This window comes from uncultured Cyclobacterium sp. (assembly GCF_963977555.1).
Lineage (GTDB): Bacteria > Bacteroidota > Bacteroidia > Cytophagales > Cyclobacteriaceae > Cyclobacterium.
Genome location: NZ_CAXBPD010000022.1, coordinates 56233 through 80744 on the forward strand (window position 1 = coordinate 56233; position 24512 = coordinate 80744).

Here is a 24512-nt window from a genome sequence, read left to right on the forward strand (position 1 = left end):
AAAACACAAAAACCAATTCAAAGCGCTCTAAAGCTGCATAAAATAAAAGTACCCGGCCTGAATATCAAGCCGGGTAAGGTGCTTATGTTGAGGTGCTCTACCTGCTTAGGTAAAGATTTCTTTCCGCATAAATTTTCAGAAAATAATCATCCATTAAGTCATCTATGAAATAAATGGCTTCACCAGTTGATTTCATTTCAGGTCCTAATTCTTTATTTACATTCGGGAATTTGTGAAATGAGAAAACAGGTTCCTTTATGGCGTATCCTTTTTTCACAGGTTTGAAATCAAAGTCAGTAACTTTTTTATCTCCCAGCATCACCTTGGTAGCATAATTCACGTAAGGTTCCTGATAAGCTTTGCAGATGAAAGGTACGGTACGGGAAGCTCTAGGGTTGGCCTCAATAACAAAAACCTTGTCATTTTTGATCGCAAACTGAATGTTTATTAATCCCTTTGTTTCCAAAGCCAAGGCTATTTTCTCTGTAATGGTTTCAATTTGGCGGATGACAAGGTCTCCAAGATTGTATGGAGGCAAGACAGCATAGGAATCTCCTGAATGAATTCCAGCAGGTTCTATGTGTTGCATGATTCCAATAATGTAAACATTTTCACCATCACAAATGGCATCGGCTTCTGCTTCAATGGCACCTTCAAGGAAGTGATCAAGCAAGATTTCATTGTTAGGTATATCCTTAAGAACGGTTACTACATGCTCTTCAAGCTCCTTTTCGTTGATAACAATTTTCATTCCCTGTCCTCCAAGAACATAAGAAGGCCTTACCAATAAAGGGAAACCAATTGTCTTGCATAGTTCCAGGGCTTCATCCGTCCCATGAATGGTTCCAAATTCAGGGTAGGGTACGTCATTTGCTTTTAAAAGCTCAGAGAACCTTCCTCTGTCTTCAGCAAGATCTAGGGCTCTAAAGCTAGTGCCGAGAATTGGAATATTGTATTTATCTAGCTTCTCAGCCAGTTTAAGGGCTGTTTGTCCACCCAATTGCACAATTACCCCTTCAGGCTTTTCATGTAGGATGATTTCATAAATGTGTTCCCAGAAAACTGGTTCGAAGTATAATTTATCTGCGATATCAAAATCAGTAGAAACCGTTTCAGGATTACAGTTGATCATGATGGTTTCGTATCCACACTCTTTAGCAGCGAGTATACCATGTACACAAGAATAATCAAATTCAATTCCCTGACCAACTCTGTTTGGACCGGAACCTAGTACAACTATCTTTTTTCGATCACTGGCTTTTGATTCATTCTCTTCTCCAAAAGAAGAATAAAAGTAGGGAGTTTGTGCTTCAAATTCAGCGGCACAGGTGTCAACGAGTTTAAATACACGTTTGATGTTCATTTCATCCCTTCTTTTATTGAAAACCTCACTTTCCAAACAACCCAATAGGTGGGCAATTTGCCTGTCGGCATAGCCTTTGTGTTTGGCTGTTTTCATCAGATCAAAGCTAATGCTTTGTAGTGTTTCCTTGGCCAGTGTGTTGTCCAAGTGTACCAATTCCTCAATTTGCTTCAGGAACCATTTGTCTATTTTAGTAAGGTCTTGGATGGTTCTAAAAGAAATGCCCAACTTGAAAGCATCATAGATATGGAAAAGCCTGTTCCAGCTCGGGTTGGCTAAACTGTACAATATTTCAGCTTGGTCTTTAAGTTCCTTGCCATCTGCTCCAAGTCCGTTTCTCTTGATTTCTAAGGATTGACAGGCTTTTTGTAATGCTTCTTGAAAGTTTCTCCCAATGCCCATTACTTCGCCCACAGCTTTCATAGAAAGACCAAGTCTTCTATCAGAACCTTTGAATTTGTCAAAATTCCAGCGAGGAATTTTCACGATCACATAATCTATCGCAGGTTCAAAGAAAGCTGAGGTATTACCTGTAATAGAATTTTTCAATTCGTCTAGGTTGTATCCTATGGCCAATTTGGCAGCTACTTTAGCAATTGGATAACCTGTTGCTTTTGAAGCAAGCGCTGAAGACCTGGATACCCTAGGGTTAATCTCAATGCCTATTATAGTTTGGTTGTCAGGGCTGACAGAAAACTGTACGTTACATCCTCCAGCAAAATTACCAATGCCATTCATCATTCTGATGGCCAGGTTTCTCATGCGTTGATATACCGGGTCTGGCAATGTCATGGCCGGAGCTACAGTGATGGAATCACCTGTATGCACGCCCATAGGGTCAAAGTTTTCGATGGAACAAATGACCACCATGTTTCCGATACTGTCCCTCAAAACTTCTAATTCGTATTCTTTCCAGCCTAGAATACTTTGTTCAATAAGTACTTCATGGGTAGGTGACGCCTGAAGTCCAACACTAAGTGCTTTCTCAAAATTGTCAGGACCGTCAACAAATCCCCCTCCTGTACCACCAAGGGTATATGAAGGCCTGATGACCAGTGGGAAACCAATTTCTTGGGCAATTTCCTTGCCTTGCAAAAAGGAAGTAGCTGTACGTCCAATACAAACATCTACTCCTAATTTTTCCATTAGCGCCTTGAATTTCTCCCTGTTTTCTGCAGTTTCAATGGCGTCAATATCAACGCCTATCATTTTGATACTGTATTTGTCCCAGATTCCTGCATTGTCACAATCAATTGCCAAATTTAGAGCCGTTTGACCACCCATGGTAGGGAGTACACTGTCAATGTCCGGATGCTCTTGTAAAATTTTAATAATTGATTTTTTCTCAAGTGGCAAAAGGTATACATTGTCTGCAGTAACCGGATCGGTCATAATGGTTGCAGGGTTGGAATTGATAAGGGTAACTTTTATGCCCTCTTCCCTTAACGACCTGGAAGCCTGGGATCCTGCATAATCAAATTCACAAGCCTGCCCGATTACAATTGGGCCGCTTCCGATAATAAGTACATGTTTGATGCTACTGTCTTTTGGCATGCTTGATGATTTTTGAAATAGTTTACTTTTGGCTAAATTGGGCCAAAATTAATCATAATTTATTGAACATCCACGTGAATTCTTGATTTTACCTTATTCAAATCACAACTAATATTTTTTGCTTGCTCCCAATTGAAGCAATCACCTTTACGAGGCTTTTCAATACTTCCTCCAAATCAAGCGTTTATTTTTAATGGTTAATTATCAATTATTAATTAACAATTAGCTCATTAACCATTACCCCATTAACCATTAACCATTTATAATTATTCCATTAACCATTATCCAATTAAGTTGCTTTCCAACAGTTTCTTGTAGCGTTTTTACGGTTGCTTACGTCTTAAAAAGAAAAAGTGTTAGGAGATAAAAAATAATATCTGTTATGTTTAGTAGTGTTTTTAATCCTTTCTTTTTGCCAGAATGAGGTAGCAATTGAAATTCGATTAATATTAAGAACGTAGTAGGTTTTAAAAGTAGATGGATTGTTTTAGTAGGTATGGTTTTTCTTTTACCGGTTCTTGGTGGGTGTCAGGATGAGGAATTACCCGATCAAGTTAGAACCTTGGAGGATGCATATGCATTCATCGTTGGTGAATGGGAATGGAAGAAGTCTCTGGTTATTAATCGTAGGCAAGGAAACACCTTAGTTCAAACTCCCAAATCTGAAGGGATTACCAGACAATATATTTTCCAGAGGAACAGATCCATGCAATATATCGAAAATGGCACTATTTTGTGGAAATCTGAATATGAAATTGAAGTCAATGAAACGAAGTTCCGCTTACAGATTTTGGAAGCAGGCTCCTCAACAGGGATATCTTTTAACACTGACACGCTAGTTTTCATTAATAGATTTTTCGGAGACAACGAATTCTATATTCGGAAATGAAATATACAAACTTCAAAAATCAATAGGTTATGAAAAGAATTATATAATCAATTTTTACGATTTTATTTTTTTCCCATTTCGGGATGCCGCAAGACAGATGCACAAGTATAATGAATTTGGAAAGTTTTAAACAGGCAGACCCAAAGCGCTACACACGTAAAGATTTAGCTGTTATTAGTTTTATTTGGTTTTTGACTGGTGTGGATTACATTTAATATTACAATATGCTGCTATATTTTTACCAACCCTCGGATTCTTTCTCCAAGTCATCTACTGTTGAAAACTTTCCTGCCTTCACTTGAAGGATGGCTTCGTCAATGGAATTGACATACTCCTTTATATCCATCGAGGAATATTTAGACTTCGTGTCCTTTAATAAGACATACAAGACCTCAAGTTTAACTCGGTCATTGATGGAATCAATGGTCTGATGTAGTCTTAATTTTAATTCCGCTATGCTCATGTTTTTTTAAGAAAAAATATAATGAGATTTGTCTCAAAATCAATCGGGTCAAAGCAACCGAACCACTTAATCAAGGAATCCATTTGGAGCTGATGCTGTCAAAGCCCTATGCTGCTTGGCCGATTAGGCGAAGTTGAAAGGTATAATAGCTCAGTACAGGGTGTAACATGCCAATCCCCTCCTAATAATTATTAATTAACAATTAACAATTAATAATTAACAATTATCCCATTAACCATTTTGTCCCCCTTATGAAAGCGATAATACCTGAAATCGGGTGTATTTTACCGCTGTTACCTATTTGATGAGGATGATATTTCAACTATTTTTGAGATAAATCCGAACAATACATTAGGCTATTTAATACATGGCAAAACCAATTCAAAATAAATCTTTATCGCTATTTGGAGATTTCCTTGAGGGTTTACCTGCTTATTACAAGTCCTGTGGTATAAACCGGGTTTAAATTTTATAAAGTAAACAGCTTATTGGTAAAAGAAAGCGATATGAGAAATGTTGAAAACGGGGACTATGGTGCGGCAGTAGCAAAAATTGATGCCGCCAACGCGGAGGATCCGAACCTGGAAGAAGTAAAAGGAGAGAAAGTACCCAAAGAACTGTTGTATGGAAAGCGGATGGCGGACATGATGGAAGAAACTTACCCGGAAGCAAATGAAGTGTTGAAGCTAGCTGCAAGAAGTCAGCATATTCGGCGTTGGGAAATCCCAAGGGATTCCTATCCTATGGACAGAAAAGGCTATTTGCTATGGAGAACCAACCTTAAGGGTTTTCATGCCAACCTTGCCAAGGAAATCTTGGAAAGCAGCGGTTATGACGCTTCCGACTTACAAAAAATTGATGATTTAATTAATAAACGCAGATTGAAATCAGACCCTGAGACGCAGGCGCTGGAGGATGTGGTATGTCTGGTGTTTTTAAAATACTATTTTGATGACTTCATTGCGAAGCACGAAAACGAAGAAGAAAAACTCATTGACATCTTACAAAAAACCTGGAAAAAAATGTCTCCAAAAGGACATGAAAAAGCCTTGTCTTTAAACCACTCAGAACGAGGATTGGCGTTAATTAACAAGGCTTTGAATTAAGTGTTATTTATAAGTTGTCGTTTTATAAACTTTAACTTCTTTCGCAATTGCTGAGAGTATGACTTCTTTTCCAACAGTTGGGTTTTTATGACCATGTTCCGCTCCACCGAGATCATATTCACAGTGTAGGATTTTAGGAATGTCGCCCATAAAACCAGGGTGTTCCTGAAGGAGTTCGAATTTCACATTTCCTTCTCCATAAGGTACATTGATAGGTTTATCACCTTTGCCATCTAGATTGCCCCAAACAAAATCCTTCAAGTCAAAACTTGTGATTTGATCGCTGATCATATTAAAAACATTTTCATAGGATTGATAACCTTCTACAGTGGCATGGCGCAAATCAAATTGAACGCCAATATGTTTGGGGTTGATGCCTTCTAATAAATGGTAAATTTCCCACACGGAGCCACCTATTCTTGTGCCTGCATGGTTTTGATAATGACCTGTGACGCCATGTTTTTCATGAAGCTCGGCCAATTTCTTCATGGAAGCATTGAGTGACTTTAATTCTTTTATGATGTTTTTAGTTGTAAATGGAAGGTAGCCCATACGGTAATCAAAAACGCCCTCGCCAGAAATAGTACGAAGAAATTCGTCCATTTCATTCATGTGATTGAGGTTCATATCGGTGGTAAGCACGGGTCTTCTTAAACCCAATTTTTCACTCTCCTTTACAATGATTGGTAGCTTGGATTTTATCTGATCCCTATCAAAAAAACCATTTCTTCTTACAGGTAGGTCTATACCATCAAAACCTAGAGATTGTACAGTTTGGGGAACCTCTTCCAATGGAAGCCATTGTAATACCTTTGTAAACAGGTAAAATGGCGAAGGGGAGGCCTTTGTGGCATTTGGGGTAAGATGCTTTAAAAAGCCTAATTGTGGCGTTAATAAACCTGTTCCGGCTACTGCCATCATTTTCTTAACTGAAGATCTTCTATTCATTTTGGGGCTATTAGTCTGTATATATAATGAAGACAATATACTATTTTGCATTCATTGTATCAATAGTTTTAATCTTAACTTAGGGGTTTTCAAAATTGTGGATTATATTTAAAGCAGGTGAAAGACTCATTCCTCCAGGGTTTAGTCCAGGCTCTCCTTCCGGAATTTCTAAATTTAATTTTTCAAAATATTTTTCCCAGACAGAGAAAGTCTCATTGGTGGCGGGATCTTTAAATGTCATGGGAGGGGTGTCAAAAACTGGCAAACCTTTATTTGCTTTCATTAGGGAGAAATGAATTAACTCAGAGCAATAATAGGCTTCATTATCCAGGTCAAACCCATCGTCATACGGTTTGCCGATCAGCGTTTTGCCAAATAAAATTGCCTCTGGTATTAAGTGTTGATATTGCTCCTTGAGTCGGCCTACAATGACTTTTGGGTAGCCGTTCTCTGTTGTGTGCCGATTTAAAAAATCTTCCAGAGCTGTCATTTGTACTCCTTGGCTAATGGCTTCCAAAACCATCCAATTGCCGTTTTCGATGATCAGCATCCCGTTGTGCGAAAAGGACTGTCCCTGGTAACCGGATGTCACCTTTTTTATGGCGTCGCAGAAATCGCCACAATCACCATTTTGAAAAAGGATATCACCTGCCTTCCAGTTTTGCCAAGGCTGCTCACTATTACAGCCAAGGGTGAGTGCAGCCAAAACCAGCAAAAATGCTATTGTTAATTTTTGCATATTTATGCCAACATGAAAAAGAGTAGTGCCACGGCTAAAATTAAGGTCATCTTTTTGGCTTTTTCCTTTTGTCGATCACTAATTTTTTTTCTTCTGAGAACCAATACGGCAAGACTAAGTCCCAATAACTGAAAGCCAATGCCTAATCCTGCAAACAAACCCATATAGGCCATGTCTGGTTGAATCATTGCCTTCACCACCAATGGAATCACTGCAAAAACAATTCCCAGCATACCTGCCTGGAAGGATTGTTTTAGTAAATCATCAGCGCCCTTTTGCATCATGCTCATTGTTTTTTTCTTTTTCGGTTTTCAAAATAGCTGGCTAATTCTTCCCCATTTTTGGTGTTGAGGGTCATTTCTTTAGTCAAGCCACCTTTTCGTCCAGCAATGACCCCAAATTTCATGTGAGCAATACCGGCCTTTTCATGTGCATCAGGGTTGATAGAAAGCATAACCCCTTGGTCCATGGCATACCTCACCCATCTCCAATCTAAGTCTAGTCTCCATGGATTGGCATTGATTTCAATGACCACTTTATTAATCGCACAAGCATCAATTACTGCGCGGTGATCAATAGGGTAACCTTCCCTTCTTAACAGTAAGCGCCCCGTAGGGTGTCCAAGAATGGTTGTATAGGGGTTTTCTATGGCCTTAAGCAATCGAGCAGTTGCTTTATTAATGTCCATACTCAAACCTGAGTGGACGGATGCGACGATATAATCAAAAGTTGCTAGCACTTCATCTGAATAATCAAGGCTCCCATCAGTAAGAATATCACTTTCAATGCCCTTAAAAACACGGAATGGCGCCAGAGATTCATTGATACTGTCTATTTCTTTGTGCTGTTGGTGAATACGGTCTTCGTCCAGTCCGTTTGCATAAAATGCAGAACGACTGTGATCTGCTATTCCGAAATAACCATAACCTTCCGACTGACAAAATTCTGACATCTCTTTTAAGGTGTTTTTTCCATCACTGTATGTAGAGTGGTTGTGTAATGGTCCCTTGAGGTCTTCTAAAGTTAATAATTCGTCTAATGAATGCGTTTTCACCCATTCCAATTCACCAGTGCCTTCTCTGAGAGGTGCAGGGATAAAAGGTAATCCGGCAGCTTCATAGGCGGCTTCTTCAGTATTAAAAGTTGCTTTGTAAAACAACTCACCTAGAGGCTGACCCTTTTCAGTAGGGGATAGAAGATGGGCTTTAGAAGCTGACTTTAATAATTTTTGTTTAATGAATTCTTTTTTTGGGACAATCGTTATAAGGATCTTGACTTCAGGCCTTGCTAAATGCCCTTCCCATCTGTAGGGACTGAGAACATTAATGTCTTGAATCAGCCCATCAATATTGTTTATTTCAGTTATGGTTTGCCTAGAATTGTCTGAGCCAATCAGAAAAGTTAGTGATTCAATAATCTCAGCTTCCATCTCAAAATCCCCAACCAAGGCTACTGTAGCTTCGGGAAGGCTTTCGCTTAGGTGTGCAAGTATTTCTTTAGCGGGTAGCTCAATTTCAGCATAGAGCCATTTCCCCTGATTGGATGCTTTGTATTCCAAGGCTAAAACAATACTGTCTTGGGTCTTTTGTCCAAAGCCTTTTATTTTTGCTACCTGGCCTGATTGGCAGGCCTCCATTAATTCATGGACAGATGTAATGTTCAGTTCTTTCCAAAGGGTTTTTATTTTCTTTGGACCAAGCCCTTTTATTTGCATGACTTCTAGAATTCCTTTTGGCGTTTCTTCCAAATGCTTGTCTAAAAGCGCATGGCTACCAGACGCGATTATAGATAAAATAGCCTCAGCTATACTTTTACCAACTGAAGGTATCTTTTGTAATTCGTCCAGTTCTAGATTTGCAAGCGGTTTGCCTTCTCTTTCTATGCTAATGATGGCAGATTGGTATCCCCTGATTTTAAATGCATTTTCTTCATGCAATTCCATCAATTGCAAGGTTAATTTGAGGGTCTTGACAATTTGTTTGTTATCCAAGGTGTTTAGAGATCTGTTGAGTACAGCACAAATGTCCATAATAATTGTTTCAAAATAAAATCATATGTCTTAACTTATGGAGTAAATTAATTGATCGTATTGTAAAATTGGCCCTACCAAAATGCCAATAGGTCAATCACATTCCGTTTCTAATGGTAGGAACTCCGACTAAAACACTGTTAAAGAGACAAGCGATCTTGTGAAGACATAATTACCTGTCGACTTATTGTGAAATCGGTAGAATCCATAGGAGCAAAACATTTAATCGTTCGGTAAAGTTGGTATAGAAACAATAGCATAAAACCCTCAAGGAATGTCAAAACAAACCCTATTATTTCCAATTGTCTACTTGATTTTGATGGGTATTGCCGTTGGTCAAGTTCAATTCACACAAAGGCTAGAAGTAGAATCCCATTGGGCCGATGAGGACTTTTATCTATTGCCCAGAGAAGGAGGGCTTGTAGGCTTCCGAATGAAGGCAGAAACACCATATGGAAAGAAAAATAGTTTCCAATATTTCACAGCAGATTTTCAATTGAATGCGGAAAAACCGCTAGAGAAAAAACTTGAAGACTTATATGAGTTAGTAGGGTTTGACTTGGACAGGGAATTGCTTTACGTGTTGTTTAATAAAGGGTCCCAGTACAACGATGAAAAAGCGATATTTGAAATAAATCTTGAAGAGCGAACTTTAACAGAATTGGTAGTTTCTAGTATTTTGGAAATGGAGCTTCAGGATTTTCTTGTCTTTAATAAAAAAGCTGTTTTCATGGGTAAATATGACTACCGTCCAGTGATTCAAATATTCGATATTGAAACCAAGGAGGTCATTACTGTTCCTGGTCTTTTTGAAAAAGATGCAAGAATCTTACAAATGAGGAAGGATCCTGAGCTAAATGTATTTGATGTAGTGATGAGCAGAAGGGATACCCGCAAAAATAAAATTGTATCTATTTTGACTTACGACACCAATGGAAACAAACTTAGGGAAGTGAAAATTGAGGACCTGGGAAATTCTTCCATGGAGATTGTTGAAGGCCTTTTGACCTCTTCTACCAATTATAAACAGGCATTGATAGGTCCCTATGGGTTAAAGAAAAAAGAAGCATACCAAGGATTGTATTTCACTAAAATCAATGAGTTTGGAGAGTATACCAATAGGTTTTACAATATTTCCGATTTTGATAATTTTTACAATTATTTACCGGAGAAAGTTCAGGAAAAAAGGTGGAAAAGGGTGAAAAAAAGGCTTGACAAAGGCAAAAATACGCCCATTAGAAATGTAGTGGTCACCAGAGAAATTCAAGCTATAAACGGTTATTACCTAATTTATAATGATCACTTTACTTCATCCTCATCAAAGTATGTACCTAGAGATGGGAATTATGCAAGCAATTTTTACAGACTGAACCCAATGATGGGGGGGTATGGGGGGACCTATAATCCACTGTGGTTAGATCCTCGCTTGCGAAGCGCTCAAACTATGGAGCAGTACAAGTTTCTTGCAGCGCAATTTATTCTATTGGATGAGGATGGCAATATCGTATGGGACAACTCGCTGAGTTTGGACAATACCAATAAGATTGAACCCATGAAATTTGGCGAGCTGGTATTCAATGGGAACAACTTGTTTTACATGTACCTGGATGAAGAGGCGCTGATGCTTAGTCAGATAAATGATGGGGAAGTGGTAATGGAAAATGAGCCTTATGAAATTGAGCTGGTAAATGAAAATGAAAGAATAGCTGAAACGATGGAAAGAAGCCTCCAACTCATTTGGTGGTATGATAATTATTACTTGCTAAGTGGTAAGCAAAAGATCAGGTATCAAGGGGATGATGGAAGAGAAAAGAGCAGGGAAGTGAATTTTTTCACCAAAATAAAAGTGGATGATTTCATATAGAGCCATTAAGCCCCAACAAATAATTTATATATTTGCCTCAAATTTTAATCATGCAAAAAAGACTTGTTCTTGACCAAACCCAGATATCTCTAACCATCAGTAGGTTTTGTCATCAATTGATAGAAAATCATGATGATTTTGATAATACAGTCCTTTTAGGGCTACAGCCTAGAGGTGCCCAAGTGCTGGATAAAATCATCCAGCGCATGAAGGAAATCCAAAATATTTCATTGAAATATGGCTATCTGGACGCTACCTTTCATAGAGATGATTTCAGGAGGAGAGACCTTCCCTTGAGGGCAAATGAGACAAAAATTGATTTTTTAATTGAAAATAAAAAAGTCGTTTTAGTAGATGATGTGCTGTACAAAGGTAGATCTGTACGAGCAGCGATGGATGCAATGATAGCCTTTGGGAGGCCCCAAAAGGTAGAATTTATGGTGCTTATCGACCGGAAATTCACACGGGATTTCCCTATACAACCGGATTATTGCGGAAGGCAGGTAAATACGCTGGAAAGCCAATATGTAAGCGTAGAATGGCAGTCCCGAGGATTTGAAAAAGACGCCATTTGGATCACTGAAAAAGAAAGTAATTAATACCAATGGAGCAGCTTAGTACCAGACATTTATTGGGAATTAAAGACCTGAGCCCATCAGATATACAATTGATTTTTGAAACTGCAGATAATTTCAAAGATATCTTGAATAGGCCTATAAAAAAGGTCCCCTCCCTAAGAGACATAACCATAGCCAATGTTTTTTTTGAAAACTCTACCAGGACCAAATTGTCCTTTGAGTTGGCAGAGAAGAGGCTTTCGGCAGATGTAGTAAATTTTGCATCAGCCAGTAGCTCTGTTAAAAAAGGAGAAACCCTGATCGATACCGTGAATAATATATTGGCCATGAAGGTCGATATGGTAGTTATGAGGCATTCCAGTCCTGGAGCGCCTCATTTTTTGTCCAAGCATATCAAAGCCAATATTGTCAATGCAGGGGATGGCACCCATGAACATCCTACCCAGGCTTTGCTAGATGCTTTTTCGATCCGGGAAAAGCTAGGTGATGTGGCAGGGAAAAAGGTGGCGATTATAGGGGATATTTTGCATTCTAGAGTTGCCCTATCCAATATATTTTGCCTGCAGAAATTAGGTGCTGAGGTCATGGTTTGTGGGCCCATTACTCTTTTGCCTAAATACATTGCGGATTTAGGCGTAAAAGTAGAGCATGATGTGTTTAAAGCGCTGCAGTGGTGTGATGTAGCTAACGTCTTAAGAATCCAACTGGAACGTCAGCAAATTAAATATTTCCCTTCTCTCAGAGAGTATTCCTTGTACTATGGAATCAATAAAAAGCTTCTCAACCGATTAGACAAAGAAATTGTAATCATGCATCCAGGCCCTATCAATAGAGGAGTAGAACTTAATTCTGATGTGGCAGATTCTGAGCATGCCATCATACTACAGCAAGTAGAAAATGGTGTCGCTATTAGAATGGCCGTATTGTATTTATTAGCTGGTGTGAGGTAAAGCAACACCTTCACCAACATCTTAATACCTGGTTTTTCCCTCTTGTATTAATAGTTTGGTGCTGAATTTGTTCTAAGCACAATTGTCTTTATATACTAAATTGCAATAAATATAAATCCATGATATACAATTCAATTATTGAAACCATAGGAAACACCCCTTTAGTCAGGTTGAATAAACTAAATAAAGGTATAGAAGGAGAAGTATTAGTGAAGGTTGAATACTTCAATCCAGGCAACTCCATGAAGGACAGGATGGCTGTGAAGATGATTGAAGATGCAGAAAAAGATGGCCTTTTAAAACCTGGCGGGACAATCATTGAAGGAACCAGCGGCAATACTGGAATGGGACTAGCCTTGGCAGCGGTTACGAAAGGGTACAAATGTATTTTTACTATGGCCGATAAACAGTCAAAAGAAAAGATTGATATTTTGAGAGCTGTAGGTGCCGAAGTTATCGTATGCCCAACGAATGTATCTCCTGAAGACCCAAGGTCCTATTATGCAGTTGCAAAAAAATTAAACGAAGACATACCCAATTCTTTTTATCCTAACCAATACGATAACCTTTCCAACTGGAAAGCACATTATGAAACCACAGGTCCTGAGATTTGGAAAGATACCGATGGGGCAGTGACTCATTTCGCTGCAGGGGTAGGTACAGGTGGTTCCATGTCAGGCACTGCTAAATTTTTGAAAGAGCAATCTGAAAAGGTGGTTTCTGTAGGGATAGATACTTATGGATCCGTTTTTAAAAAATACAAGGAAACGGGCGAATTTGATGAAAATGAGGTGTATCCATACCTGACTGAAGGCATAGGAGAAGATATTTTACCTAAAAATGTGAATTTCTCCGTAATTGATCATTTTATTAAAGTCACCGACAAAGATGCGGCAGTAATGACGCGTCGTCTCGCCAGAGAAGAGGGATTGTTTGTAGGTTGGTCTTGCGGATCAGCAGTACATGGAGCACTTGAATACGCCAAAGAAAACCTTAAAAAAGGAGAGGTGATGGTGATTTTACTTCCTGATCACGGTACCCGTTATTTAGGAAAAGTGTACAATGATGACTGGATGAGAAACCATGGGTTTCTTGAGGATAAAGCCTACGGAACAGCTAGAGATATAGTAAGCGGAAGAGATGATGGGTACCAGTTGGTGGTCGTTAATAAAACCGACAAAATCAAGGATGCAATTGCCCTAATGAATGATAAAAGTGTTTCCCAGATCCCGGTGATGGAGGATGGACAAGTGATAGGAAGTATTACTGACAATAAGCTATTATTAAAAATAATTGAAGACCCTGAGTTAAAAGATGCAACGGTGGGGCAGGTCATGGAGGATTCTATGCATTTTGTAGCGCTAGACAGTACATTGGATGTGTTGTCATCTATGGTAGAAAGGGAGAAAGCTGTTTTGGTGAGGGATGATTTGCACCGTGTACATATCATTACAAAACACGATATTCTCACAGCGATTACTAAGTAATTATCCTCAAAGTAAATAGTATAGAGCAATTATTATGGACAAAAAACATTTGGATCAGATCGTTGAAGGAAATTTCGATTTTGACATCAAAGAGGTATTATTAGAAGGTTGGGAGACCTATAAAAAAGTCACTATCTATTCAATTTCCTTTACGTTGCTGATCCTTTCGCTGCAGTTCTTATTTATGTTCTATGCGGAAGATTATGTTTTTGTATTTTCTATCTTCCTGGCAGGGCCACTATTTGCGGGATTTTACCTAGTGGCTAATAAAACCAGCCTTGGTGAAAAAGTAATTTACCCTGACTTCTTCAAAGGTTTTAAGTATTACCTTCCAGTGATTTCAATTTGGATAATAGGTCAGTTACTAACTGTTTTGGGCCTTTTTGCTTTGATACTTCCCGGGATTTACTTGATGGTGGGTTATATGTTTGGTGTATTGATTAGCTTATTTTCCGGTCTGGATTTCTGGCAATCATTGGAGTACAGTAGGAAAATTGTGCATAAAAAATGGGGTAAGTTTTTTGTCTTTGCTTTAGTATTGGCGGTATTGAACCTGGCTGGCGCACTACTTATGGGAATAGGTCTTGTGGTTACTATTCCGGTTACTTATTATTCCATTTATCATATTTTTGAAGGATTAAACCAACACTTACCTATAGAAGAAGAGTAAAGTTTTCCACTTAGGTTAAGTATACTTTTTATTTTTTGTCACACTATTTATTAAAATTTTTTAAAAAGCCCTTCATTTTCAAAGGTTTAAAGGCTTAATTTGTAATTGGAGATAAATTATTCATTTCAAATAGTTTGATGCTATGAAATCTTTTAAAATTAAGCCTTAATATGAGATTCAATGCAAGAATAATGGTAATTCTCGGTTTCTTTCTCGGGATTTGCCTCATCGTTGGAGTAGGTGCCATTACTTACTTTAGTGTTACGAAATTATTAGAATCTGTAGAATCGTTATCCGAGCCCAATGAAAAATTAAGAAATCTAAATCAACTTTTAGCAGATATATACCAGCTGGATAAATCCAGAAGTGTATTTGTAGAAGAGGACACTGCACATAATCTGGATTATTACAATCAGATTCAGAATGAGATTAAAAAGTTAGAAGCGTTAGTTACTGATTCCTCTGAATTGAAGAATGTCAAAAGGATCAGTTACAGTGTAAATGAATTGATGGTGGTGTACAAAGGGTTGGAAGAAGTAAAGAAAAACCTTTATAACCGCAATTTCAGTAATGAAGCCCTGTACAATATTGAAAGAAAAATAAAGCGTAAAGAAGAATTAAGCAGGTTACAGAATTTAGGCAAAATAAGAATAGGCATTGATCCTTCCGCTCGTAAGGATCAGGGGAATTCCTCTGAAAAGCCACCTAAAATTAGAGGTAAAGACGTCGCCGCTTCAGGGACCTTGGCCGGTGACGGAAAAGAGGACATGGATAAAATAAGAGGCACCTTGAGACTTAACCTCAATCGAGTGAACCCTGTAGATTTAGACGTGCCATCCAGTTCCGATTCAATTATATATACTGTAAGACAAATGGTGCTGGATATCAATAATGAGGAACAGTACCTTCGTTCAAGACTTAGCGAGTTGGAGCAGGAGCTAAATGATAAGAATAGAACCCTGATAATGAATATTCAGGGAATCGTTACTTCTCTACAGAATGAATCACTCCTCAGATCAAAAGCAGAAAATGAATCTGCCTATATTTTGACCTACAAACTTACAATACTTCTTGGGATTTTGATAGCTGTTGGAGTGGTCGGATCCTCAGGCTTTATTTTTAGCATAGTGAAGGAGATTAAGAAATCAGAAATATACCAAGACAAACTTGCTGAGGCCAAAAGGTCTTCTGATAACCTTGCGAAAACCAAACAGGATTTTCTGGCTAGCATGAGCCATGAGATCAGAAACCCTCTTCACGTTATTCAGGGTTACAATGATGCGCTTCAAAAGACAAATTTAGCAGAAGACCAATCTGAATACGTAAGAATGATCCAATTTGCTTCTGGTACATTATTAGGAATCGTTAATGATATTCTTGATTTTTCTAAGCTTGAAGCTGGGAAAATAAAACTTGAAAATTCCATCATTGACCCTGGATCATTTTTCAAAGATATCCACTCATTTTTTAAGCAAAAAGCAACAGATAGTGGCCTTTCGTTGGAGTTTTCAGTCTTGCTTCCCAATAATAAATACTTACTTGGAGATGACCTCCGGATTAATCAGATAATGAACAATTTGTTGTCTAACGCTGTAAAGTTTACTGATCAAGGCAAGGTCTCTGTGAAAGTTTCGGTTGATGAAAAAAATAACCTGGTCTTAGAGGTTGAGGACACTGGTATGGGCATGGATGAAAATCTCCAATCCAACCTTTTTAAAGAGTTTAGCCAGGGAGATGGTACCATTTCAAGAAAGTATGGAGGAACTGGCTTAGGCCTGGCCATTGTGAAAAAATTGGTAGATCTTCAAAAGGGAAAGATAGATGTAGCAAGTACACTTGGAGAAGGTACTCGAATTACGGTATCAATTCCTACCACTTTGCTGGATAAGAAGGAAGAAAATCCGTTGGCCGAAGAGGTTCCTGATAAAGTAGAGGGATTGAAAGTGCTTCTTGTCGATGATGATGAAATGGGTTTAAAGTTTGCTACCCTTTTGTTGAATTCATTGGGTGCAGAGGTGGTTTCCTATACTGGAGGGGTTGAATTCATGAATGATTTTGTTGAAGAGGACTTTGACCTCATTTTTCTGGATATCCAGATGCCCGAGGTAGATGGCTATCAGGTGTTTAATGAAATAAGAAAAAAGGAAAAATACCAAGAGGTACCTATATTGGCGATGACAGCCAATGTCTTTACCAAGGACAGAGAAAGCATGATAAAAGAAGGTTTTGATGGCTTGCTATTGAAACCATTCAATGAAAAGGACCTAGTTAAAAAGATCATGGATTTTGTTAAACCTGATCAGACGGAAGTTATAATAGCAGCCCCTGCTAATAAATTGAATCCCTATTCTGAGCCTGCGGAAGAGAATGATGCATCAGACAGTGCGGAATACAGCTTGGCTGACATTAGGGGTTTTTGCATGGGGGACGAAGCACTGTTAAAAGAAGTGATTGAAGGGTTTTATTCTCAAACAGGACTAGATTTGATAATGATAAATAAAGCCTGTGACGAGAAGGATTATAAAAAAGTCCAAGCCATCGCGCATCAACTCTCAAGCAGGCTGGGACAGCTGAAATTTAAATATAAAAACCTTGCAATAAATATTGAGAGAGATTTGAAAAGGGGTGAGACCAATAATGTTCAAGAAAAAGTATGGGAGTTGACAGAAAAAATCAACACCCTTTTGGAAGATTTAGCAACACAGTTTGGTTACGAAATGGTGGATTAATCCAAGCCGTATTTTTCAAGTTTATTGTATAGCGTTTTCCTATCCATATTCAAAACCTTTGCTGTTTTGGATTTATTAAAGCGCATCTCTTCAAGGGTTTTAATGATAAGTAATTTTTCCTGGTCTTCGAATGAGCTTTTTAAGTCCTTGGCGGAATTGATGTCAACCGGTTGAAAAGTCTCGAAATCCAATAACTCTGACGGGATCACTTTAGTTTGAATAATGCCTTCACCTGTAAGTAATACCGCTCTCCTTATTATATTTCTAAGTTCACGGAGATTTCCTGGCCAGTGATATTCCCTAAAGATTTGTTCTACTTCAGGGCTAAATCCAGTCACATTCTTTTCAAGGTTTGCATTGCTTTTTTGCATGAAGAGGTTTGAGAAAAACATCAGGTCTTCAGGCCTTTCTCTTAAGGGTTGAGCTCTCAAACTGAATTCATTCAATCTATGGAAAAGATCTTCTCTGAATAGACCTTGCTTGGCCAATTCTTGCAAGTCTTCGTTCGTCGCGGCGATTATTCTGACGTCTATGGAAACATCCTTGTTGGCACCTATTTTTCTGATTTTCCGCTCTTGTATTGCCCTAAGAAGTTTGATCTGAATTTCATAACTGAGATTTCCTATTTCATCTAAGAAAATCGTTCCTCCATTTGCATTTTCAAAATGCCCTGTTTTATGATCTATGGCTCCTGTAAAAGCACCTTTCACATGTCCAAATAACTCACTTCCAGCAAGTTCTTTTGACAATGCGCCACAATCAACGGCCACAAAGGGGCCATTTGACCTTTGTGATTTCTGGTGTACTCTTTTTGAAATGTATTCTTTTCCAGTGCCACTTTCGCCTAATACGATGATGCTTAAGTCGGTAGGGGCGACAAGTACGATATGTTCTTCAATTTGAAGCGCTTCTGAACTTTTCCCGATTTGATAGTCCAATTCTGAAGTCTTATCACCTGATGGTGTTGATTTGGTTACCGGCTGTGTTGGCTTTTTCTTCTTCTCATTTTTTAAAGCCTGCTGCACCGTCAGTAAAAGCTCATCTGGATTAATGGGCTTGGTGATGTATTCAAAAGCCCCCATTTTCATGGACTTTACGGCCGTTCTTATGTCAGAATAGTTTGTTATTAAAATTACTGGTAACTCCGGGTGGCTATTTAGGACATGGTCCAATACTTCCATACCAGTACCATCGGGCAATCTATAATCCGTGATGATTAAATCAATTTGATACTTTTCATAAAAACTAAGCCCTTCTGCTATTTTTGCACTACTGATTACCTCAAATCCATTTTTCTCTAAAAACTTACTGATGATTTTAGAGTAGGTTAGGTCATCCTCAATTAAAAGAATCTTCGCCATATAAAATTAATACCCATTAAAGTTTAAATATAAAGTAAAAGCACCGATTTCACAATCAGTGCTTTTAAGTAAACGTTGGCTTAGCTGTTAATATCCTTCACAATTGGGACACTATGATGCCATTTTTGTCATACATGACCATTATATTAAAATAATCTGTATCCTTAAAACAAACATCATAATAGTCGCCGCTATTTTGGCTTATCTTTTTCACTGTTCGAATCTCCAGATGTTTAATTAGGCTATCTGTCTTAATAACTTGCTGAATACTCGTCGGAAGTTCAGAAATAGAAATACTCACTGTATCCGAATTTGCATTTTCATATTTGTATACGGCGGATTCAAATAGATAGTTGTCCCTATTTTCTCTATACAGGCGATGACTATCTTCCTGAGATATAATCAGTGGGATAGTCATAATTAAAATAGATATTGCGCCAATCCCCAGCCACAGAATAATTTCACGTCTCATGATTGAATGGTTAAAGGTGATGAATTGCATTAATTGTGCCAACCTTCAATAAAGGGGATTAATCAAATTTCACCTTCTAAAAATGGGTAAATTATGCCCATATTGATGAACTTCATAACTATTGGAACATAGGAAAACTTTACTAACTTTGTTAAACTCGGCGTATGTAATGGGGCTCCATTGCATATTTTAGAGTTTTATTCAATTTGTTTAACCCTTCGCTTGCTTTTCCCCGGATGCGTGAATCCGGGGAATTTATTTTCCTAAATTTTAAGTAAATATGGCCATCGATGCACAATCACCCATTGGGATTTTTGACAGTGGAATAGGGGGGTTAACAGTAGCCAAAGAAGTGAAAAAAATGCTTCCCAATGAGCAAATTATTTACTTTGGTGATACCGCTCATTTGCCTTATGGAGATAAAAGTACTGCTGCTATTCAAGCCTATTCTGTGAAAATTGCAGACGTTTTATTGAAAGAAAATTGCAAGCTTATTCTTATTGCCTGTAACTCTGCCTCTGCTGCAGCATTTGATCTGGTCAAAGCGTATGTAGCTTCAAAGGCACTTGTTGTCAATGTAATTGACCCAGTGGTTAATTTTTTAGGTGAAAATCATAATGGGGAATCCGTAGGACTTATAGGAACCAAACAAACGGTTACTTCAGGAGTTTACTTACAAAAAGTTAACAATTTAGGGGTCGGCATAAAAATGAAATCTTTGGCCACACCTTTGCTCGCTCCAATGATAGAGGAGGGCTTTCACCTACAAAATATAAGCAAGGACATTATTGCCTCCTATTTAAGCCAGTCTGAATTAAAAAATATCCAGACCTTGGTGTTAGGCTGTACCCATTATCCATTGATAAAAAATCAAATAATGGAGTTTTTTAATGGAAAAATAGAACTTATAGATGCTTCAGAAACAGTGGCAAAGTCAGTCGCAGATATATTAGGCCTGCACCAGCTTTTGGCTGATGGTAATTCAGGACAGAAAGATAAGTTTTTGGTGTCTGATTACACGGTTTCATTTGAAGAAACAACCAAGCTTTTCTTTGGTAAACAGATAAAACTTCAGAAATATCCACTGTGGGAATAGGTGTGTTTCAGAATTTATGTCTTTTTATAGCGTAACAATGAGTAATTTAGTTATTATATAGGCACTTCAATTTGGTGGATTTCAGGAACTAATTCTTAAAAAAAGACGTAACTTTGATTCATATTATACTCCTTTAGAACGTTATGAGTGATCAGATCAAACACGAATGTGGGATTGCCATGATTCGGCTTAGAAAACCCTTACAATATTACATTGATAAGTACAATACGCCGTTTTATGCTGCCAACAGGTTATATGTATTGATGCAAAAGCAGCTCAACCGTGGGCAAGATGGTGCAGGTTTAGCGAATATTAAAATCAATACTCCGCCTGGCACAAGGTATGTGAGTAGGTACAGGTCTGTCGAATCTGAAGCAGTTACCAAGATTTTTCAAAAAATCAATAAAAAATACAAAAAGGCTAAAAAGTTAGGTACCGATGAGGACCTGATGAATGCTGAATGGATAAAGGAGAATACAGCTTTCTCTGGTGAGGTTTGGCTGGGACACCTTAGGTATGGCACCCATGGGACAAATAGCATAGAGACCTGTCATCCATTTTTGAAACAAAACAATTGGAGAAGTAGGAACTTGGTCATGGCGGGAAACTTTAACATGACCAATGTTGAGGAGTTATTTGATATTCTGGTAAATTTAGGTCAGCACCCTAAGGAGAAAACAGATACGGTAACAGTGATGGAGAAAATCGGCCATTTTCTGGATGAAGAAAATCAACGAATTTTTGATAAGTATAAAGATAAATTTTCTAACGAAGAAGTCACAGAAGTTATTGAGCAGGAGCTTGATGTTGCTAGGATTTTGAGAAGAAGTTGTAGGGATTTCGATGGTGGTTATGCCATGGCAGGACTGATAGGCAATGGGGCCGGCTTCGTAGTTAGAGACCCAATAGGCATTCGGCCAGCCTATTATTATGCGGATGATGAGATAGTAGTGGTGGCTTCCGAAAAACCTCCTATCAAAACAGCTTTTAATATTGATTACAAACAAATCAAAGAAATCAAACCTGGCAATGCGCTGATTTTTAATAAAGATGGTTCTTACGGTGAGTTTGAAATAATCCCTCCGAAGGAGAGAAAATCCTGCAGCTTTGAAAGAATTTATTTTTCTAGGGGTACGGACCCGGATATATACAAGGAGCGTAAAAATCTAGGGCGAGCATTGGTCCCTCAGATATTAAAGTCAATTGATTTTGACCTCAAAAACACGGTTTTTTCTTACATTCCAAACACAGCGGAAATTGCCTATTATGGGATGATCGAAGGGCTGGAAGATTACCTTAGTGAAAAAAGGAAAGAAATCCTTATAGAAGGGAAGCCCCACCTTGATGATTTGGAGGAGCTACTTAATTTTAGGCCTCGTACAGAAAAATTAGTAACAAAGGATGTCAAATTAAGAACCTTTATCACCAATGATTCCGATAGAGATGTGATGGTGTCTAACGTGTATGACACAACCTATGAGGTGATCCGTTCTGGGATTGATACCATTGTGCTTATTGATGACAGTATTGTAAGAGGGACTACGATCGAAAAGAGTGTATTGACCACTTTAGATAAGCTTAAACCTAAGCGAATAATTATCGTTTCCTCTGCTCCACAGATAAGATTTCCTGATTGTTATGGTATAGATATGTCCATGATGAAAGATTTTATTGCTTTCAGAGCAGCAGTGGAACTTATAAATGACAGAGGAGGGATGGATGACCTACTTCAGAAGGTTTATAAGAAATGCATTGAAGAACCCAATGGGCAAGAGAATTTTGTGAAAGAGATATATGAGCCCTTTACTGATCAGGAGATTTCTGATAAAATAGCCGAAATTGTTACTTCTGAAAAAATTGAGGCAGATGTGCATGTGATTTATCAGACGGTACATAATTTACATTTATCCTGTCCAGCACATTCCGGAGATTGGTATTTTACAGGTGACTTTCCGACGGATGGCGGTATTCGTGTGGTTAAAAAGGCATTTGTCAATTACATGGAAGGAAAAGAAGTAAGGGCTTATTAACTGAGGAAACAAATGATTGATGTTGCGCTATTAAAAGAGATTTGTGAATTGCCTGGAGCTCCAGGTTTTGAAAAGAAGATAAGGGATTTCATTGTAGAAAAAGCAGGGAAATTGGTAGATGAAATCTCTATAGACAATATTGGGAATGTTACTGCCATAAAAAGAGGGGTTAGGAATCCTGATAGCAAACGGGTAATGGTAGCCGCTCATATGGATGAGATAGGTTTCATTGTTACCCATATCGATGATAACGGATTTATAAGATTTCATACCTTGGGAGGATTTGATCCCAAGACATTAACAGCTCAGCGTGTCATCATTCATGGAAAAGAAAAGGACATGATGGGAGTGATGGGTACTAAACCCATACATGTGATGACAACGGAGGAAAAGTCAAAGCTTCCCAAAATAACAGATTACTTCATTGATCTGGGCATGGATAAAGCTGAAGTGGAGAAGTGGATTCAAGTAGGAGACCCTATTACACGAGAAAGGGATTTGGTGGAAATGGGAAATTGCGTCAATTGTAAATCCATTGACAACAGGATTTCTGTATTTATTCTTTTGGAAGCCTTGAGGACCTTAGAAGCGCCAGCTTATGATGTTTATGCAACATTTACCGTTCAGGAAGAAGTAGGAATTCGGGGAGCACAGGTTTCGGCACATACCATTGATCCTGATTTTGGTATAGCTTTGGATACGACTATCGCTTTCGATCTTCCTGGAGCAGCAGCCCACGAAAAAATAACAGAACTTGGAAAAGGTACGGCCATAAAAATCATGGATTCTTCTGCCATTTGTGACTACCGAATGGTGGCATTTATGAAAGAAACAGCTACTAAAAACAACATTCCATTTCAGACAGAAATACTAACTGCTGGAGGAACTGATACTGCTGGAGTACAGCGTATGGGTAGGAGAGGAGCCATAGCTGGGGCCATTTCTATCCCAACCAGACACCTGCATCAGGTAATAGAGATGGCTAATAAAAGTGATGTATTGGCTAGTATTCAGTTGCTCAAAGCCAGTTTGGAAGAAATTGATCGTTTTGATTGGTCTCACTAATGACATTCAGATCCTGAATTTTCAATAGGCATTGTTAATTCAGGATTTAATTTTTTACTTTCTTTTTCCCCGCCTTTTTTAACAAGTAACGTTTAAGGTCATCATAACCTAAATGCTCGTGGTTACTAATTGCAAAAGAATATTTATCTGCAAAAACTAAAATAAGCTGCTTAAAAACTTTTTTATTGGCGATTACTTCCTCTTCTTGCCAAACCAGAAGATCTTCCAACTTGTATTTTCTACGTTGGCCTTTAAGCGGCAACCAGATTTCTATTTTTTCATTGCCTGCAGCCAAAAATTTGTAACCAGCCATCATCTTTACCAAAATAAGCAACAATACTACTGTTATGATACTGCAGCCAATTAGGTAAAAAAGAAACGGGAATTCACGGGAATTGTTAAAATCATATAACAGATAACTTAATCCTGCAAATAATAACAGGACGACTATTCCCAATGATAGGAAGGTGCTTTTTTTAGGTTTACAACTTACCATCTCTCTTGTGTAATTGTTTCAGTTTGTTTTTTGAAAAATTAATCAAATCAATAAAAAAACGTTCAAAATAGGACTCAAATAATTCGTGGTTTTCTTGGAGGAATTTTGGGGCCAGTTCCATTTTTGAATCAAAGGATGTGCGGTAAGACATTCCTGTAAATGATCGTTGAATTCCGCACATGGTTCCATAAGCCTTTAGCCAGTCTTCGTCACGCATGTATTTAAAGGGTCTAAGGAATTTGACAGGCAAGATCTCTCTTTGAGATTCTATCAAGTCATAGACTGATTGGGTGTAATCTTCTATCGACTCAGAACTGTAGTTTTCCCAGTTCTTAGAAAGAAAATAATCAAAATACATGTCTGTAATTACAGAAGAATACCTTGCGAATTTTGGCTTTAAAATTTTTTGCGCCTCTTTTACCAAAGGGTGTTTATCTGTATAACTGTCAATTTCCCTATGTAGCATTATTCCTGTGACTATATCTCTTTCAAATTGCTCCTCTAAATTCCCCCTGACAAAATCACCGATGAAATTCCCCACTAATACTTTGGGCTGGTCAAAAGATAAATATGCGTGTGCTAAAAAATTCATTATATTAAAGAAGGGCTGATTGATTATTTTT

At 38.1% G+C, this 24512-nt stretch carries 21 protein-coding genes; 11 read left to right on the top strand and 10 right to left on the bottom strand.

Annotated elements, in window-relative coordinates:
* Positions 1–97: 97 nt before the first annotated feature.
* Entirely contained in the window at positions 98–2917 is a 2820-nt protein-coding gene (carB, locus tag AAC073_RS21390; protein WP_339925859.1) for a carbamoyl-phosphate synthase large subunit, read from the bottom strand.
* 496 nt (positions 2918–3413) lie between these two features.
* Between carB and AAC073_RS21395 the strand changes: the two genes are divergently transcribed.
* Positions 3414–3806 (top strand): hypothetical protein, encoded by a 393-nt coding sequence (locus tag AAC073_RS21395; protein ID WP_339925860.1) that lies wholly within the window; start codon positions 3414–3416, stop codon positions 3804–3806.
* Positions 3807–4044: 238 nt separating this feature from the next.
* On the opposite strand, the gene AAC073_RS21400 is transcribed toward AAC073_RS21395, so the two are convergent.
* Positions 4045–4269: a hypothetical protein gene (locus AAC073_RS21400; protein ID WP_339925861.1), complete on the bottom strand. Its 225-nt coding sequence runs from the start codon at positions 4267–4269 to the stop codon at positions 4045–4047.
* 506 nt (positions 4270–4775) lie between these two features.
* Here AAC073_RS21400 and AAC073_RS21405 point away from each other — a divergent pair.
* Positions 4776–5375 carry a DUF4202 domain-containing protein gene (locus AAC073_RS21405; protein ID WP_339925862.1) on the top strand — a complete coding sequence of 200 codons (600 nt, stop codon included), beginning with the start codon at positions 4776–4778 and terminating at the stop codon, positions 5373–5375.
* 3 nt (positions 5376–5378) lie between these two features.
* Here AAC073_RS21405 and AAC073_RS21410 read toward each other — a convergent pair whose 3' ends face one another.
* From AAC073_RS21410 to AAC073_RS21425, 4 genes are all read right to left on the bottom strand, one after another.
* Positions 5379–6323 (bottom strand): TIM barrel protein, encoded by a 945-nt coding sequence (locus AAC073_RS21410; protein ID WP_339925863.1) that lies wholly within the window; start codon positions 6321–6323, stop codon positions 5379–5381.
* Positions 6324–6402: 79 nt separating this feature from the next.
* Positions 6403–7062, bottom strand: a complete 660-nt coding sequence (locus AAC073_RS21415; RefSeq protein WP_339925864.1) for a YiiX/YebB-like N1pC/P60 family cysteine hydrolase — start codon at positions 7060–7062, stop codon at positions 6403–6405.
* Between the two features lie 2 nt (positions 7063–7064).
* Positions 7065–7346 (bottom strand): hypothetical protein, encoded by a 282-nt coding sequence (locus AAC073_RS21420; RefSeq protein ID WP_339925865.1) that lies wholly within the window; start codon positions 7344–7346, stop codon positions 7065–7067.
* A 2-nt stretch (positions 7347–7348) separates the two neighbouring features.
* Positions 7349–9004: a helix-hairpin-helix domain-containing protein gene (locus tag AAC073_RS21425; RefSeq protein WP_339925901.1), complete on the bottom strand. Its 1656-nt coding sequence runs from the start codon at positions 9002–9004 to the stop codon at positions 7349–7351.
* A 361-nt stretch (positions 9005–9365) separates the two neighbouring features.
* Between AAC073_RS21425 and AAC073_RS21430 the strand changes: the two genes are divergently transcribed.
* The 6 genes from AAC073_RS21430 (at position 9366) to AAC073_RS21455 (ending at position 17369) form a co-directional block, all read left to right on the top strand.
* On the top strand, positions 9366–10955 hold the full coding sequence (locus AAC073_RS21430) for a transcriptional regulator (protein WP_339925866.1): 1590 nt from the start codon (positions 9366–9368) through the stop codon (positions 10953–10955).
* 50 nt (positions 10956–11005) lie between these two features.
* The gene (pyrR, locus tag AAC073_RS21435) at positions 11006–11554 is read left to right on the top strand and encodes a bifunctional pyr operon transcriptional regulator/uracil phosphoribosyltransferase PyrR (protein ID WP_339925867.1); all 549 of its coding nucleotides are present in this window, start codon (positions 11006–11008) and stop codon (positions 11552–11554) included.
* 5 nt (positions 11555–11559) lie between these two features.
* Entirely contained in the window at positions 11560–12483 is a 924-nt protein-coding gene (locus AAC073_RS21440; protein ID WP_339925868.1) for an aspartate carbamoyltransferase catalytic subunit, read from the top strand.
* A gap of 119 nt (positions 12484–12602) precedes the next feature.
* Positions 12603–13970: a pyridoxal-phosphate dependent enzyme gene (locus AAC073_RS21445; RefSeq protein ID WP_339925869.1), complete on the top strand. Its 1368-nt coding sequence runs from the start codon at positions 12603–12605 to the stop codon at positions 13968–13970.
* Positions 13971–14004: 34 nt separating this feature from the next.
* Positions 14005–14640 (top strand): hypothetical protein, encoded by a 636-nt coding sequence (locus AAC073_RS21450; protein WP_339925870.1) that lies wholly within the window; start codon positions 14005–14007, stop codon positions 14638–14640.
* Positions 14641–14810: 170 nt separating this feature from the next.
* Entirely contained in the window at positions 14811–17369 is a 2559-nt protein-coding gene (locus tag AAC073_RS21455; protein WP_339925871.1) for an ATP-binding protein, read from the top strand.
* Here AAC073_RS21455 and AAC073_RS21460 read toward each other — a convergent pair.
* A complete protein-coding gene (locus tag AAC073_RS21460; RefSeq protein ID WP_339925872.1) occupies positions 17366–18730 on the bottom strand; it encodes a sigma-54 dependent transcriptional regulator in 1365 nt (454 codons plus the stop codon). The two genes, AAC073_RS21455 and AAC073_RS21460, sit on opposite strands and share 4 nt — an antisense overlap.
* Positions 18731–18827: 97 nt before the next feature.
* Positions 18828–19202: a hypothetical protein gene (locus AAC073_RS21465; protein WP_339925873.1), complete on the bottom strand. Its 375-nt coding sequence runs from the start codon at positions 19200–19202 to the stop codon at positions 18828–18830.
* A 280-nt stretch (positions 19203–19482) separates the two neighbouring features.
* Between AAC073_RS21465 and murI the strand changes: the two genes are divergently transcribed.
* From murI to AAC073_RS21480, 3 genes are all read left to right on the top strand, one after another.
* A complete protein-coding gene (murI, locus tag AAC073_RS21470) occupies positions 19483–20298 on the top strand; it encodes a glutamate racemase (RefSeq protein WP_339925874.1) in 816 nt (271 codons plus the stop codon).
* 143 nt (positions 20299–20441) lie between these two features.
* Positions 20442–22328: an amidophosphoribosyltransferase gene (locus tag AAC073_RS21475; protein ID WP_339925875.1), complete on the top strand. Its 1887-nt coding sequence runs from the start codon at positions 20442–20444 to the stop codon at positions 22326–22328.
* A gap of 12 nt (positions 22329–22340) precedes the next feature.
* The gene (locus AAC073_RS21480) at positions 22341–23393 is read left to right on the top strand and encodes a M42 family metallopeptidase (RefSeq protein ID WP_339925876.1); all 1053 of its coding nucleotides are present in this window, start codon (positions 22341–22343) and stop codon (positions 23391–23393) included.
* Between the two features lie 46 nt (positions 23394–23439).
* Here the strand turns inward: AAC073_RS21480 and AAC073_RS21485 are convergent, their stop codons facing one another.
* Positions 23440–23889 carry a hypothetical protein gene (locus tag AAC073_RS21485; RefSeq protein WP_339925877.1) on the bottom strand — a complete coding sequence of 150 codons (450 nt, stop codon included), beginning with the start codon at positions 23887–23889 and terminating at the stop codon, positions 23440–23442.
* Positions 23876–24481 carry an ACP phosphodiesterase gene (locus AAC073_RS21490; protein ID WP_339925878.1) on the bottom strand — a complete coding sequence of 202 codons (606 nt, stop codon included), beginning with the start codon at positions 24479–24481 and terminating at the stop codon, positions 23876–23878. The genes AAC073_RS21485 and AAC073_RS21490 overlap by 14 nt, the downstream gene beginning before the upstream one ends.
* Positions 24482–24512 lie beyond the last annotated feature (31 nt).

Coding starts and splice junctions, on each gene's coding strand:
- murI (WP_339925874.1), top strand. CDS start 19,483: ATGGCCATCGATGCACAATCACCCATTGGGATTTTTGACAGTGGAATA.
- AAC073_RS21475 (WP_339925875.1), top strand. CDS start 20,442: ATGAGTGATCAGATCAAACACGAATGTGGGATTGCCATGATTCGGCTT.
- AAC073_RS21485 (WP_339925877.1), bottom strand. CDS start 23,889: ATGGTAAGTTGTAAACCTAAAAAAAGCACCTTCCTATCATTGGGAATA.
- AAC073_RS21400 (WP_339925861.1), bottom strand. CDS start 4,269: ATGAGCATAGCGGAATTAAAATTAAGACTACATCAGACCATTGATTCC.
- AAC073_RS21445 (WP_339925869.1), top strand. CDS start 12,603: ATGATATACAATTCAATTATTGAAACCATAGGAAACACCCCTTTAGTC.
- AAC073_RS21450 (WP_339925870.1), top strand. CDS start 14,005: ATGGACAAAAAACATTTGGATCAGATCGTTGAAGGAAATTTCGATTTT.
- AAC073_RS21430 (WP_339925866.1), top strand. CDS start 9,366: ATGTCAAAACAAACCCTATTATTTCCAATTGTCTACTTGATTTTGATG.
- AAC073_RS21410 (WP_339925863.1), bottom strand. CDS start 6,323: ATGAATAGAAGATCTTCAGTTAAGAAAATGATGGCAGTAGCCGGAACA.
- AAC073_RS21405 (WP_339925862.1), top strand. CDS start 4,776: ATGAGAAATGTTGAAAACGGGGACTATGGTGCGGCAGTAGCAAAAATT.
- AAC073_RS21395 (WP_339925860.1), top strand. CDS start 3,414: ATGGTTTTTCTTTTACCGGTTCTTGGTGGGTGTCAGGATGAGGAATTA.
- AAC073_RS21420 (WP_339925865.1), bottom strand. CDS start 7,346: ATGATGCAAAAGGGCGCTGATGATTTACTAAAACAATCCTTCCAGGCA.
- AAC073_RS21480 (WP_339925876.1), top strand. CDS start 22,341: ATGATTGATGTTGCGCTATTAAAAGAGATTTGTGAATTGCCTGGAGCT.
- carB (WP_339925859.1), bottom strand. CDS start 2,917: ATGCCAAAAGACAGTAGCATCAAACATGTACTTATTATCGGAAGCGGC.
- AAC073_RS21490 (WP_339925878.1), bottom strand. CDS start 24,481: ATGAATTTTTTAGCACACGCATATTTATCTTTTGACCAGCCCAAAGTA.
- AAC073_RS21465 (WP_339925873.1), bottom strand. CDS start 19,202: ATGAGACGTGAAATTATTCTGTGGCTGGGGATTGGCGCAATATCTATT.
- AAC073_RS21460 (WP_339925872.1), bottom strand. CDS start 18,730: ATGGCGAAGATTCTTTTAATTGAGGATGACCTAACCTACTCTAAAATC.
- AAC073_RS21455 (WP_339925871.1), top strand. CDS start 14,811: ATGAGATTCAATGCAAGAATAATGGTAATTCTCGGTTTCTTTCTCGGG.
- AAC073_RS21415 (WP_339925864.1), bottom strand. CDS start 7,062: ATGCAAAAATTAACAATAGCATTTTTGCTGGTTTTGGCTGCACTCACC.
- pyrR (WP_339925867.1), top strand. CDS start 11,006: ATGCAAAAAAGACTTGTTCTTGACCAAACCCAGATATCTCTAACCATC.
- AAC073_RS21440 (WP_339925868.1), top strand. CDS start 11,560: ATGGAGCAGCTTAGTACCAGACATTTATTGGGAATTAAAGACCTGAGC.
- AAC073_RS21425 (WP_339925901.1), bottom strand. CDS start 9,004: ATGGAATTGCATGAAGAAAATGCATTTAAAATCAGGGGATACCAATCT.